The sequence below is a fragment of the Rheinheimera metallidurans genome (assembly GCF_036983985.1).
GTDB classification, from domain to species: Bacteria; Pseudomonadota; Gammaproteobacteria; order Enterobacterales; family Alteromonadaceae; genus Alishewanella; species Alishewanella metallidurans.
On record NZ_JALAHQ010000002.1, the window covers coordinates 244231 to 258237 of the forward strand.

At 43.8% G+C, this 14007-nt stretch carries 11 protein-coding genes; 4 read left to right on the forward strand and 7 right to left on the reverse strand.

Annotated elements, in window-relative coordinates:
* Positions 1 to 52: 52 nt before the first annotated feature.
* The 6 genes from MN199_RS06505 to MN199_RS06530 form a co-directional block, all read right to left on the reverse strand.
* Entirely contained in the window at positions 53 to 520 is a 468-nt protein-coding gene (locus MN199_RS06505) for a CreA family protein (protein WP_335738830.1), read from the reverse strand.
* Between the two features lie 52 nt (positions 521 to 572).
* Complete coding sequence (locus MN199_RS06510; RefSeq protein WP_132583607.1) at positions 573 to 989, reverse strand: GFA family protein; 417 nt, start codon at positions 987 to 989, stop codon at positions 573 to 575.
* A 137-nt stretch (positions 990 to 1126) separates the two neighbouring features.
* The gene (locus MN199_RS06515) at positions 1127 to 1354 is read right to left on the reverse strand and encodes a hypothetical protein (RefSeq protein ID WP_207903051.1); all 228 of its coding nucleotides are present in this window, start codon (positions 1352 to 1354) and stop codon (positions 1127 to 1129) included.
* A 328-nt stretch (positions 1355 to 1682) separates the two neighbouring features.
* The gene (locus MN199_RS06520) at positions 1683 to 1937 is read right to left on the reverse strand and encodes a hypothetical protein (protein WP_132583611.1); all 255 of its coding nucleotides are present in this window, start codon (positions 1935 to 1937) and stop codon (positions 1683 to 1685) included.
* 333 nt (positions 1938 to 2270) lie between these two features.
* Complete coding sequence (locus MN199_RS06525) at positions 2271 to 3422, reverse strand: DcaP family trimeric outer membrane transporter (RefSeq protein ID WP_335738831.1); 1152 nt, start codon at positions 3420 to 3422, stop codon at positions 2271 to 2273.
* Between the two features lie 219 nt (positions 3423 to 3641).
* Positions 3642 to 5060, reverse strand: a complete 1419-nt coding sequence (locus MN199_RS06530) for an L-serine ammonia-lyase (RefSeq protein ID WP_132583615.1) — start codon at positions 5058 to 5060, stop codon at positions 3642 to 3644.
* A gap of 387 nt (positions 5061 to 5447) precedes the next feature.
* Here MN199_RS06530 and acs point away from each other — a divergent pair, with 387 nt between their 5' ends.
* A complete protein-coding gene (gene acs, locus MN199_RS06535; protein WP_335738832.1) occupies positions 5448 to 7412 on the forward strand; it encodes an acetate--CoA ligase in 1965 nt (654 codons plus the stop codon).
* A 105-nt stretch (positions 7413 to 7517) separates the two neighbouring features.
* The gene (locus MN199_RS06540; RefSeq protein WP_132583619.1) at positions 7518 to 8198 is read left to right on the forward strand and encodes a LuxR C-terminal-related transcriptional regulator; all 681 of its coding nucleotides are present in this window, start codon (positions 7518 to 7520) and stop codon (positions 8196 to 8198) included.
* 10 nt (positions 8199 to 8208) lie between these two features.
* On the opposite strand, the gene MN199_RS06545 is transcribed toward MN199_RS06540, so the two are convergent.
* Complete coding sequence (locus MN199_RS06545) at positions 8209 to 11754, reverse strand: hybrid sensor histidine kinase/response regulator (RefSeq protein ID WP_335738833.1); 3546 nt, start codon at positions 11752 to 11754, stop codon at positions 8209 to 8211.
* A gap of 172 nt (positions 11755 to 11926) precedes the next feature.
* Here MN199_RS06545 and MN199_RS06550 point away from each other — a divergent pair, with 172 nt between their 5' ends.
* A complete protein-coding gene (locus MN199_RS06550) occupies positions 11927 to 12190 on the forward strand; it encodes a DUF4212 domain-containing protein (protein ID WP_335738834.1) in 264 nt (87 codons plus the stop codon).
* Between the two features lie 7 nt (positions 12191 to 12197).
* Entirely contained in the window at positions 12198 to 13982 is a 1785-nt protein-coding gene (locus MN199_RS06555) for a sodium:solute symporter family protein (RefSeq protein WP_335738835.1), read from the forward strand.
* The last annotated feature ends 25 nt before the right edge of the window (positions 13983 to 14007 follow it).

Genomic DNA, 14007 nt, shown 5'->3' on the forward strand with positions numbered 1-14007 from the left:
GCGCTTTACGTGGCTTTAATAGCGGCTTTTTTGTAGCTAGAATTGTTTAAGTTTAAGGCTTTATCGGCGCTTGATACGCCTCGGTGCCCCACAATGGCACGGTAGACATAGCATGTTTATAGCTGCCACTGGTTTCTTTAGTACTGTACGCTAGATACACTAATGACTGACTTGTCTCATCATATATACGTCGAATTTTTAGACTTTTAAAGAAAATGCTTTTTGATTTTTTAAAAACAACATCACCGCTTTTTGACTTATCAATGGCGTCAATCATGGCCGCCGTAATTTGTCCAGTTTGCCGGCAACTTATCGACATGTCAGAAGGGTCAGCCAAGTTTAAATCGGCAACGATGTTCGACATATGACAGGTTACACCCGGCACTAAAGGGTCGGCTAGTACCTCTATTTTAATGTCTTTGGTGGTAAATAAGCCAAGAGAGACATCCCCTACTTCATTGTTATCACAACCACTTAGCATTATGGTTACCATAGCTGCTAGCATCAATTTGTTCCACATAGAATGTCCTCGTTGGCTGGCGATAAGATTTGTTTGTTAGCGCTCTTTGTTTTCACTTCTTTACTGCACGGCTTGGTTCATGACCATCGTACCTAGGCATTACTGCATCCAGCTCATCCCAGTTTGCTCGGGATGATACAAAATTGTGCGACATTGGCCTCTCCACAATATCGGTATCTAAAATGCCTAGCCGTAAGCGTATTAGCTCTGGTGATGCATCGTTACTGCTAAAAATTGGCGATGCACAAACTTTACAAAAATGCCGTTTTTTGCCAGGAGCAGTTTCATAATAACCAATTTGCTCTTCGCCTGTTTTAATTCGGAAACCCGCTTTAACTACAAAACCATTTGTTGCGTATGCCGTGCCGCTACTTTTTCTACACGTTGAGCAATGACAGTGAATAATTGAATCAATACCACCATTTACCGCTATTGCTACCGCACCGCATAGACAGCTACCCTGATACATCTAATTTCCTTATGCTAAGCCCGCTTAAGCGGGCGGAAATAGTTGATTAAGATTGTGAGGAACGAACAATCGCCAACTGTTGACGTTCCGTTTAAAGCGCTTATTAGGCGTAACTATATTAATCAGCTAGATATTTATTAAAATTTTGAACCATCTACAATACATAAATTATCTTTTTCGATTGCTTTTTGTAATTCATCTGTACTTCGCAAAAAAAGCTCACTAACATTTGGTATAGCTATTCGAAAGGTATGCTTTAATTCAACTACGTTAACGCTGCCATTGGGAAATGAAACACCGAGCTCTTTTTCAATTGCAAACATGCCAATGCCATTTGGCTCAATATTAAAATCACCTCCATCCACAACGTGCCTAACAACACAATTACTCATCACAGCCACTTGTTAAAAGTATAGAAGTAATGGCTGATGCAATAATTAGTTTTTTCATGTTATTTCCTTGTTTTATTAAATTTGAGATTAAAATTAAAATAGCTGTATGTTGGCAGCTACGCCTAACACCGCGCTTTGCGGCTGATTTGGAGCGCCGCAACGGAAAGACCGTCCCAGCCCCAAAGGGGCGTTTTGATACAACTTGTTATGTTTACCTATCACTTGTAGCATTGATTAAAACGATATTACAGCTATAACGCCCAAAGCAAGCGCGCGGTACGCGTCGCCGTGCCTTTACTTATTAGAAAACTGTGCTTCCGATTGATAGATGAATGGTGTTACCAGCAAATGCCCAAACACCCATTAGTAGCCCAAAGTGGTACCAGCTATGGTTATTGTTCGTTTCATATATGCTGACGTTTGGATTGAATAAAATTATTAAAAAAAATAGAGGCATTAATAGACCATGCCACAGCCCCGATAGAAACGTTGCCGGTGATTCATCTTCAATTTTATATTTAGAGCCGCTACCTGGCATTGATAAGGCATTACTCACTTGTTACTCCTTAATTGATTGAAAGATTTTCTAACAGCTTAATATGATGGAAAACCCACGCTTTCATTCTGCCACACGTCCCTTCTATCACGAATTTACATTTCGCTAAACTAACTAACATGTTTCAGTAAATCAACTGCATCTTTCATCTTTATGCTGGAATGTTCGGTATGAAAGCGTGTTTTAAGCTTGCCATTAACTGGTTAGCACTACATTAACTAAAGCTGAGGGTTTAAACAGTATGAAATAAACGATGTGGTACTGGCGGGTATAACAGCAACCGCATTTAATAATAGGGTTGCTGTTAATAAATATACGGCTTAGTAAAAATTATTAAAAATCGTATTTAGCGCTAAATTGTACGCGGTTCATATCACCATCTAAACCTGATTCAACTTCGCGGTTGGCAAACTTATACTCAACGCCTACCATCAGTTTTTTATTGGCTTGGTACAATAAATTGGCGCTATAGCTTTGCGTCGTTTTAGTTACACCTAAACCCGTTAAATCGGTATTGTTATCTGCCATTAGGGTTGAATACAAGAACGTAGAGCGCCACTGATCACTCCATAAATGCCGGTAGGCAACTGAAAACGCCGTAACATCTATCGATTTTAGCTTGCCGTTAGCATCTAGCACGGCGCCATTAACGGTATTTAAGCCAACATAGCGGCCCAAACCTTTGCCAGTGTTAACGGTAATACGAATATCGTCTTTGCTTGCTAAGTCTATTTTAGTGCTTACCGATAAGCCGTAAGAGGTAATTTGGTCGTCATAAACACCGTCATCTATGGCAATTTGACGCAGTAAACCGGCAACCTTCACCACACCCCAATCAGTTTTTAGGTTATAGCTGGCGGTAAAGTCAGGCATGGCGTTGTCGTCGGTGGTAATTCTTCCACCGGCACGATATGGCGTAATGGTTGATTCAGGGTTTTCAACTGAAAACGAAAAATTGCCTTGTGTATATCTGACCTGAGCTTGGCGAATAAACACTGCGGCATCGGGGTTACCAACAAAATCTAGCGTGTCTGGTAACGAGGCAACGTCCATAAAGTTTGACCAAGTTTGGCCAAGCGTCCAGTTGTTATATTTAATGAACGCATGGCGTAGTACAGGGCTGTAACCATTGGTTGTGCGTTCGTCATTACCGTTATTACTGGTCATAAAGTCAAATTCTAGATGCCCAGTAATTTTATCGCCACCCTCAAGTTCGGTAGCTGTAGAGAAGAAAAAGCGCGACTGACGTGCGTGCATATCAAAGCGCGTTGCTGTATCGCCGCCTATTGGTGTTAACGATGGTACATAGAAATCACGGCCTAGAGCGGCAATTTCACCGTCAGAGCTGCTTACCATTGCATCTAGTTTTACAAAACCACCAAAGTTAACCGTTGTGCCGCCAATATCAAAACCATTGGCCTGAACACCGGCTGAGGCCAGCGCCATGCAGGCACTGAGGTAAGATAATGTTATTATTTTTTTCATTTCCCGTCTCTCCATCTATATGCTTTTAATAATAATTTAACGCCACAAATGTGGTTCATCGATACCATTACTGCAATTAGCCTTTAGTCGCACATAACCTGATGCGGTAATTAATAACGCAACTGTACGCTTGAGAGAAATGCGTTAACATTCCCCTCAAGCGTGTGTTGTCTATTTATGATGAGGTAGGTGTAAGTGGGTATAGCTTTATCTAGTAAATTAACACTCGGCAATATTTACCGCGATGGCAAGGCCACCTTCTGAGGTTTCTTTAAAGCGCTCATTCATGCTTTGTGCGGTTTCCCACATGGTTTGAATAACTTCATCTAAGGTTACTCGAGCATTAGCCGGATCACTTTCAATGGCAATGTTAGCGGCGGTAATTGCCTTAATTGCGCCCATTGAGTTACGCTCAATACATGGAATTTGCACCAAGCCCGCAACTGGATCACAGGTTAAACCTAAATGATGTTCCATCGCTATTTCAGCGGCCATTAATACTTGTGCTGGTGTGCCACCCATAATTTCTGTTAAGCCTGCAGCGGCCATGGCTGAGGACACACCCGTTTCTGCTTGGCAACCGCCCATAGCCGCAGAGATGGTCGCGTTTTTCTTAAATAGCGTACCTATTTCGCCAGCTACTAATAAAAAGCGAATCACCTTGTCATCACCAATATAATCAGTAAAGGCTTGTGAATACATGAGTACTGCCGGAATAATGCCGCTGGCACCGTTAGTGGGCGCAGTAATAATACGGCCAAAATTAGCGTTCTCTTCATTAACCGCTAAGGCAAAACAAGAGATCCACTTATTAATATTAACAAAGTTTTCTTCAGCATCAATCACCATCTGATACCATTCATCACGGCTAGTATAATGCTTGTCTTCACCTAGAAGTTTGCGGTTTAAGCCCGCAGCACGACGCATTACACGCAAGCCACCGGGTAACATACCGGTTTGGTTTACGCCTTTGTAAATGCAGTCTTTGATGTTTTCCCAAATGTTTAACGCATGGGCTTCGGTTTCTTCCCGAGTGCGCCAGCTTTCTTCGTTGATATAAATTAGATCAGAAAAGGAAACGCCTAACTTATCGCAATAAAACAACACGTCTTTACCGTGGTGACAAGGATATAAGGTACGCGTTAACACCTCATCCGCTGAGGTTTCTTGCTGTGTTGCAACAAAACCGCCACCGATAGAATAATAGTCTTGCTCTAGCTCAGTGCCATCATTAAACACGGCTTTAAAAATCATACCGTTGGGGTGAAAGTCTAAACTTTTCTTCATATTTAAAATAAGGTGATGGCCATAAATAAATGGGACATCCACTTCATTACCCAACTTTAACGCTTTTGCAGCTTTTATTGCCGCAATTTTTTCGCCTATTTTGGTAGTATCTATGGTTTTAAAATCTTCGCCAGACAAGCCCAACATACCCGCGATATCCGTGCCATGGCCAATACCGGTTTTGGCTAGTGAACCGAAAAACTCGACAAATACCTCTTTAACATCGGTCAAATTTCGATTTTTTCGAATGAGATTCAAAAACAACTCAGCTGCATTCCAAGGCCCCATGGTATGTGAACTCGACGGACCTATACCTACCTTTATAATTTCAAATACACTAATTGATTCCATTTTGACGTCTCATTCTTAAAAAAGATTACGATTTAATAGGCGCAGCCAATGCCCGAATTATCTAACGGTAATATTACTGTTGTTATTATGAACTTTTTGGCGCTTTAGTTTAACGTGTTCTTACCCTATTTACACCGTGTGTTTTGCATATAACCACAACCTTAGCTAAGCACCGAGGGTTAGCTAAGGTTGTCGCTGATATTTAATAAAGCCTATGCCAACGCGTAACAATTGCGTAATGTGGTGCAAATGAGTGATAAACCGCCAATTAAAATCACAGTTAGCGCCGCAGTAAAACGTTAGCTAGACTAAGGTCTAATTTCAATTGCCACGCGGCTTAGATAGAAAGATAGTATAAAACTTACAACAGCTCTTACAGGGGAAGTTATGTCACATCCAACAGTTTATCCGGTACCCGCTAGTGCAGCGAAACGCTCACATCTTACCAACGAGCAGTATCTGCAAATGTATCAGCAGTCGATTAGCTCGCCAGATACCTTCTGGGCGGAACATGGTAAACGTCTGCATTGGTTTACCCCGTTTACTAAAGTTAAAAACACCAGCTTTAAAAGTGGCAAAGTAAATATTAACTGGTTTAGCGATGGTATGTTAAATGCCAGCTACAACTGCCTTGACCGCCACTTACCTGAACGCGCAAATCAAGTCGCCTACTTTTGGGAAGGCGACTCACCCGATGCACAAAAATCAATTACTTACGCTCAATTACATCAGCAGGTATGTAAGCTAGCCAATGGTATGAAAGCCTTAGGTATTAATAAAGGTGACCGGGTAACAATATACTTACCGATGATTATAGAAGCGACTGTCGCCCTACTCGCTTGCGCTCGTATTGGCGCGGTACATTCAGTGGTGTTTGCCGGTTTTTCGCCTGATGCCCTTGGTAGCCGTATTGTTGACTGTAATTCAAAACTGGTTATTACTGCCGATCAATCACTACGCGGCAGCCGCGTTACTAATTTAAAACATAATACTGATATGGCCTTGGCGCACCTAGGCCATGACTCGCCAGTTAAAAACGTATTAGTAGTAAAACATGTTGGCAAAAACGTTGATATGCAAGCCGGTGTTGATGGCCGCGACATTTGGTATCACGAATTATTAAATCAGCACAGCGCTGATTGCCCAGCCGAACCCATGTCGGCAGAAGATCCGTTATTTATTTTATATACCTCTGGCTCAACCGGTAACCCTAAGGGCGTGTTGCATACCACTGGCGGTTATATGGTATATGCCTCGATAACGCACCAATATGTATTTGATTACCACGATGGCGATGTGTATTGGTGTGCCGCCGATGTTGGCTGGGTAACCGGCCACACCTACATTGTGTATGGGCCGTTATCGAACGGCGCAACCAGCGTGTTATTTGAAGGTGTGCCTAACTACCCTAGCGTAAAACGCATGGCGCAAATTGTTGATAAATATAAAGTTAACATTCTCTATACTGCGCCAACGGCAATTCGTGCGCTAATGGCTTACGGTGACGCACCGGTCGAAGGTTGCGATCTGTCATCACTACAAACCTTAGGCAGTGTTGGCGAACCCATTAACCCAGAAGCCTGGTACTGGTATCACCAAAAATTTGGTAAAGGTAACTGCCCTATTGTTGATACTTGGTGGCAAACCGAAACCGGCGGCATACTTATTGCGCCACTACCAGGTTGTACTGAATTAAAACCGGGTTCGGCAACACGGCCGTTTTTTGGTGTGCAACCTGGCATTGTGGATAACGACGGTAATGAGGTAACGGGCGAAGGTGAAGGTAACCTAGTTATTAAAGACAGTTGGCCGGGGCAAATGCGCACTATTTTTGGCGACCATGCGCGTTTTGAGCAAACCTATTTTAGTACTTACCCTGGCTTATACTTTACCGGTGATGGCGCCAAACGTGATGCTGATGGCTATTTTTGGCTAACTGGCCGCGTGGATGACGTACTCAACATTTCTGGCCACCGCTTAGGTACTGCTGAAATTGAAAGCTGTTTGGTAGCACACGACGCAGTAGCAGAAGCCGCAGTAGTCGGTTACCCACACGATATTAAAGGCCAAGGGATTTATGTTTATGTAACGCCGCGTGTCGGTGTTGAACCCAGCGATGAACTAACTAAAGCATTACGCGATTGGGTACGTGAAGAAATATCCCCCATTGCCACGCCAGATTTGATCCAGTGGGCGCCAACCGGTTTGCCTAAAACCCGGTCGGGTAAAATTATGCGGCGTATTTTGCGAAAAATTGCCGCAAACGAGCATGACCAATTAGGCGATATTTCAACACTGGCTGATCCGTCAGTAGTAGAAACCTTGATAAATAATCGCTTAAACCGCAAATAAGCTTGCTGAACCTGCGCTTGACACAGCGCGCTCCTACCAGCAGTATAAAGGCCGCAAAAGCGGCCTTTATTATAATAATTACAACAAGCTTAGCTGGAGAAAAAGATGGCAAAACTGATCGTCGCTGACGACCATCCGTTATTTCGCAATGCACTTATCAACGCCATTAGTAGCACCTTTGCCACTAAAGCCACCATTGAAACGGACAGTTTTGACAGTACCTGTATTGCCCTTGAACAACACCCTGACACTGATTTATTACTACTTGATTTGCATATGCCTGGAAACTGCGGTTTTTTAGGTTTAATCCAGCTACGTAAAAACTTTCCGTCTTTACCTATTGTGGTGATTTCAGCCAGTGAAGAGCTCGATGTTATTCGCAGAGTAATGGCGTTTGGTGCCTCGGCCTATGTGCCAAAATCAGCCAACCCTGCCGACATTAGCACTGCGTTAAATAGCGTAATGGCTGGCGAGCTATGGGTGCCTGCGGCGTTAAAAAAGCTAGTTTTTGAGCATAACAGTAACGAAGCAGAAGACGATTTAGATCTTGCCGCCAAAGTAGCTCAGTTAACTCAGCAACAGTATAAAGTGCTGTATTACTTAACCGAAGGCTGGCTAAATAAACAAATTGCCTATGATTTACATATTTCTGAAGCCACAGTTAAAGCCCATATTACGGCTATTTTTCGCAAGCTTGGCGTAACTAACCGCACCCAAGTGGTTATTCAAGCACAGCGCTTAACACTAGAGCCGCCAGTAAATAAAGCTATGGCCAGCCCGCATTAACTCGCCGGCCTTAATTATTAGCGCGCTTTAACATTTTTAAATGGTTTAAACTGGCCCTAAGCGCGGCAGGTTTAATGGGTTTAGCTAAAAACATTAAGCCTTGTTGCTTGGCTTTCATCGCCAAACCGGCCTCAGGTGACGCGGAAACTAAAATACCATTCACATTACCCCAAACCAGCTTAACCTTTTCGTATAGCTCTAAGCCGTTAAGGTGCTGGCCTAACTGATAGTCAATGAGTAGTGCATCTGGCGCGGCGTGGTTTCTAGCATAATCGAGTAAGCTTTCTTCATCATAAAAGCAAACCACATTATCAATTTGCCACTGTTGTAGTAATACCGCTAAGGCGGCTAGGTTTGCGGCGTCGTCATCAACACACACCACCGATAAACCGGTTATTGGCCGTTGTATTGTATTACTAGGTAAAGGTAGCTCAGTGCGATTACTCGCAGCGACTAAAGGTAACTGTAAACTAAACATACTGCCTTTGCCCGGCCAAGACGCTACTTTAAGCGGGTGACCTAGTAACTTTGCCATACGGTTAACCACACCCAAGCCCAGCCCTACACCTTGTTGGCCCTTGGCGGTTGCGTCGATACGATAAAAGTCTTCAAAAATACGCTGTAAATCGGGTTCAGAAATACCCGGGCCAGTATCCCATACCTGTATGAGTAATTGGTTACCACGTTTACGCGCGCCTAATAAAATACGGCCTTGCTTGGTATATTTAATTGCGTTAGATAACATGTTTTGCAAAATACGCCGCAAATAAGTTGGATCGGTTTGTGTTTGGTAGTCCACTTTACGTACCACTAAACGCAAGCCCTTTTGCTTCGCTAGTAAACTAAATTCGTCAGCCAATTGCGCTAACAGCTCTTTAAGTGACACAGTTTGCACATCAGGTGACAGCTTACCATCGTCTAGTTTCGCAATTTCTAATAGGGTTGAAATAAGCTCTTCTGACGCTTTAAGTGAGTTATCTAACTGACCAATAATATGCTGTTGCTGCTGGATGTCATTGCTACCGGCTAACGCGGCAGTAAATAAGCGCGCGGCATTAAGTGGTTGCAAAATATCATGGCTGGCTAGCGCTAAAAACCGTGTTTTAGAAGCGTTGGCAACGTCAGCCTCGCCTTTGGCTTGCAGTAATTGCTGCTCGGTTTCGCGGCGCCGTTTTACTTCAGATAACAACTCATGATTAATTTCAGAAATAGTTTGCGTTCGCTCTTGTACCCTATCTTCTAAGTGTTGCTTAGCTTCTGCCAGCGCCAGCACGGCTTTTACATGATCAGAAATATCAGTAAAGCTGGTAACAAAGCCGCCGCCAGGAATAGGGTTGCCGCGCATTTCAATAACCTTGCCATCTGGGCGTACGCGCTGAAATACATGGGCTGTGCCATTTTGCATATGACCAATACGTTTTTGTACATGCTCATCGGCACTGCCTTCGCCGCACAAGCCCCGTTCAGCGTTAAAGCGGACTATATCGGCAACCGGTCGCCCTACTCGCACCATGGCATCGGGGTAGTCAAACATTTCAAGGTAAGCTTTATTCCATGCCACTAAATTAAGATCCCGGTCTACAACACTTACGCCTTGGCTTAAATGCTCTAAGGTAGAAAACAAAATTTTACGCGAGAATTGAATGGCCTGTGTCGTATCGTCAAATAGGGTTACTACGTCTTCTAACCCCAGCTGACGCCCTTCAAGCACTGCATTAACCATGGCCGAGGCTGACGACGCACCGATAACACCCGCAAGTTCACGTTCAACATATTCAACTAAACCGCTACTGGGTAAATCATCTAGTTGCAAGCCTATTTGTTGGCGCCTAGCGTATTCTTGTAAACTTTCATTCGCTCGGCTAACACCAACAAAACGTTCTAACAAAATTTTTAAATCGGCATTACGAATGCGAATACGCCGTGCCACGGTGTCTTGATGATTTACCGGCAAATTGGGTTTAACAAAGGCCACGGCTTGCAGTCGGTCTTGTAAGCTAACGTGACTCAGCAGTGAACCAACAATATAAAACAATAAGTTAAAGCCAAGTGAAAACATTACGCCGTGGCTAAGCATATCCAGTTTGGCGCCAAATAACGCGGTAGGTATCAGTGCCGACCAACCAAATAACCCTGTTTGCATAATATCGCTGTCAACGGCGCCAGTACTTACCAGCTGTGGCAGCATTAGGGTATAAAACCACAAGGCAAAGCCAATACTAATACCAAAGTATACGCCCCAGGCATTACCACGACGCCAGTACAAGCCACCAATAACCGCTGGCGCCAGCTGAATAACTAAAGCAAAAGCTAATAAACCCGTTTCAGCCAGTTCATAATTACGAGCAAACATACGGTAATACAAATACGACAGTGCCATCACCAAAATGATCATCGCGCGGCGGACTAATAAAATCAGTAAGCTGTAATCGTGTGATAACCCTTGGCGCTTACTACGTCGCAGCAAGCTTGGCATAACTACGTCGTTGCTAATCATGGTTGATAGCGCCAGCGTAGCAATAATAATCATTGAGGTAGCAGCAGAAAAGCCACCAATAAACACTAACACACTAAGGGTGTCCCAGCCTGACTTGGCTGGGAGCAATAAAACAAAGCTATCGGCAGAATTTAGTGCATCGGGAAATAACTGCATACCGCCAATGGTAATAGGAATAACCATTAACGTAACTAAAAATAAATATAACGAGAACCAGCGCCTAGCATGGCGTAAGTGATGATGTGATACGTTTTCAACAAAGGCAACGTGGAATTGGCGTGGCAGTAAAAACACTGCGACCATCGCTAGTACCGTTTTGGTAATAAACTCTAGCACGCCAAAGTTGCTGTTTTGATGTTGAGCTACGGCATGCGAAGCAAAGCGCTGCAAGATATCGGCACTGTCGCCTAACACAAAGATATACACCGCCATACCTAAGATCATTAAAGCAAACAGTTTAACCACAGATTCAAAGGCAATGGCGACCATTACACCGCGGCTTTGTTCAGTAAGGTGTAGCTTACGGGTACCAAATAAAATGGCAAAAAATGCCATGGCTAACGCGCTTAAAAATGCACTGTCTTGCCACCAGATAGTGCTCTCGCTAGTAAAGTCGCCGCCTAATAATACCTGATACGAGCTAGACACCGCTTTAAGCTGCAACGCAATATAAGGTACTACTACGACCAAACATACTAACGATGCTAATAGCGCAATATTTTTTCGTTTGCCATAACGCGATGAAATAAAATCGGCGACAGAGGTCACGTTTTGCTTTTTTGCTACATACAGCAATTTAAATAAGAACGGTTGAGCGAAAATAAACAGCAGTGCTGGGCCTAAGTAAATAGCAAAGTAGTCCCAGCCTTTAGTAACTGCTGTGCCTACCGCACCGTAGTAGGTCCATGATGTGCAATATACGGCTAACGCTAGGCTATAAATTAAGCCACCATACTTTCGTATTAGTTTGTCATCGGCATGCCTCTCGCCCCAGTTGGCAATAAGGAATAAACCGCCAACATACGCCAATGCTAGTAAAGCAACTACCCAAGCGGCCACAGCACTCTCCGTTTCTTATTATATTAATGCGCTTATTGAATACTTTGGTCTTAATTGCCTAGCTAAGTCAAATAACCTTAACCAGCTTCGACTAAAGTCGGGCTTTCACTTGCCTTAACTACTGCTAGATTAACGTTGCGAGATAAAAATAACAAAGAAAAGGAGTGTATTTATGAACGAGCACGATCGCAACGCGGCGGCTTATTGGTCAGCGAACCTTCGCCTGATCATTGGCAGCCTAATTATCTGGGCTTTAGTGTCCTACGGTGGCGGTATTTTATTCCGGCCATGGTTAACAGACATTCGAGTAGGCGGCACCGATCTTGGCTTCTGGTTTGCGCAACAGGGGTCTATTTTAACCTTTATCGTTTTAATCTTCTTCTATGCTTGGAGAATGAATAAGCTCGATAAAGAATTTGGCTTAAGCGAGGAGTAAACCCGTCATGAGTCAATTTGCAATCAATCTTATTTTTGTCGGCAGCTCGTTCGCGCTCTATATTGCTATTGCAATTTGGGCTCGTGCCGGGTCAACCAAAGAGTTTTATGTTGCCGGCGGCGGTGTAAACCCGGTAATGAACGGTATGGCAACCGCAGCTGACTGGATGTCAGCGGCATCGTTTATTTCTATGGCCGGCATTATTGCTGCTGGTGGTTATGCAACTTCAAGCTACCTAATGGGCTGGACCGGTGGCTATGTGCTGCTTGCCATGTTACTCGCACCCTATTTACGTAAGTTTGGTAAATTTACCGTACCAGAGTTTATTGGCGATCGGTTTTACAGTAAAAACGCACGTTTTGTTGCGGTAGCCTGTTTAATTATTGCCTCAGTAACCTATGTTATCGGGCAGATGACCGGTGCGGGTGTGGCCTTTTCTCGCTTCTTAGAAGTAGAAAGCGATACAGGGCTTATTATTGCTGGCATAGTGGTGTTTTTGTACGCGGTATTAGGCGGCATGAAAGGCATTACTTATACCCAGGTAGCACAATATGTCGTACTAATTATTGCCTACACTATTCCGGCCGTATTTATTTCACTGCAACTAACGGGTAATTTTTTACCGCCACTGGGTTTATTTTCTAACCACCTTGAATCAGGTATGCCACTGTTACACAAGCTAGACTTGGTAGTACGTGAACTTGGCTTTGCCGATTACACTGCCGATGTGCCTAACAAGCTAAATATGGTGTTATTTACCTTATCATTGATGATTGGTACGGCTGGTTTACCTCACGTTATTATCCGCTTTTTCACTGTGCCTAAGGTATCAGACGCGCGTTGGTCTGCCGGCTGGGCATTAGTGTTTATTGCCCTGTTGTACTTAACTGCACCAGCAGTGGCATCCATGGCGCGGTTAAACTTGTTAACTACAATTTATCCATCTGGTGAAGTAACCAACCCCATTGATTACGCGCATCGCCCTGATTGGGTAAAAAACTGGGAGCAAACGGGTTTAATTACCTTTGAAGATAAAAATGGTGATGGCTTGATCCAGTTATATAACGACCAATCAGAAAGCTATAAGCAGGTAGCAACAGAACGGGGTTGGAAGGGTAACGAACTTACCGTAAACAACGATATTCTGGTATTAGCTAACCCTGAAATTGCTAACTTACCAAGTTGGGTTATAGGTTTAATTGCGGCTGGTGGTTTAGCTGCGGCATTGTCTACTGCTGCCGGTTTACTGTTAGCAATATCGTCAGCTATTAGCCATGACTTAATAAAGGGCTCAATTAACCCTAATATTAGTGAAAAGAATGAGCTACGTGCTGCACGTATCTCCATGGCGGTGGCGATAGTCGTCGCCACTTGGCTAGGTATGAACCCACCCGGGTTTGCCGCGCAGGTGGTAGCACTCGCCTTTGGTATTGCAGCAGCGTCAATATTCCCAGCACTAATGATGGGCATATTCTCCAAGCGGGTAAATAACAAAGGTGCCATTGCTGGTATGCTGGCTGGGTTATTATCAACCATGGTATATATCTTCTTATACCTAGGCTGGTTCTTTATTCCTGGTACCGCCGCCTTTGCTAATACACCAGAAAACTGGTTATTGGGTTCTATGGGTTATGGTATTTCTCCGTTGTCGTTCGGTGCAGTAGGTGCAATGATTAACTTTATCGTCGCCTTTGCCGTATCGTCAGTAACGGCAGCACCGCCTAAGCACATTCAAGAATTAGTTGAAAGTGTGCGTTACCCTAAAGGTGCGGGTGTAGCTACCGGTCACTAAACATAACTAAACGGGCTTTCATGGT

What these genes read in the sequence shown, in the direction of transcription:
- MN199_RS06555 (WP_335738835.1), top strand. Translation starts at nt 12,198, where the DNA reads ATGAGTCAATTTGCAATCAATCTTATTTTTGTCGGCAGCTCGTTCGCG.
- MN199_RS06505 (WP_335738830.1), bottom strand. Translation starts at nt 520, where the DNA reads ATGTGGAACAAATTGATGCTAGCAGCTATGGTAACCATAATGCTAAGT.
- acs (WP_335738832.1), top strand. Translation starts at nt 5,448, where the DNA reads ATGTCACATCCAACAGTTTATCCGGTACCCGCTAGTGCAGCGAAACGC.
- MN199_RS06540 (WP_132583619.1), top strand. Translation starts at nt 7,518, where the DNA reads ATGGCAAAACTGATCGTCGCTGACGACCATCCGTTATTTCGCAATGCA.
- MN199_RS06525 (WP_335738831.1), bottom strand. Translation starts at nt 3,422, where the DNA reads ATGAAAAAAATAATAACATTATCTTACCTCAGTGCCTGCATGGCGCTG.
- MN199_RS06550 (WP_335738834.1), top strand. Translation starts at nt 11,927, where the DNA reads ATGAACGAGCACGATCGCAACGCGGCGGCTTATTGGTCAGCGAACCTT.
- MN199_RS06530 (WP_132583615.1), bottom strand. Translation starts at nt 5,060, where the DNA reads ATGGAATCAATTAGTGTATTTGAAATTATAAAGGTAGGTATAGGTCCG.
- MN199_RS06510 (WP_132583607.1), bottom strand. Translation starts at nt 989, where the DNA reads ATGTATCAGGGTAGCTGTCTATGCGGTGCGGTAGCAATAGCGGTAAAT.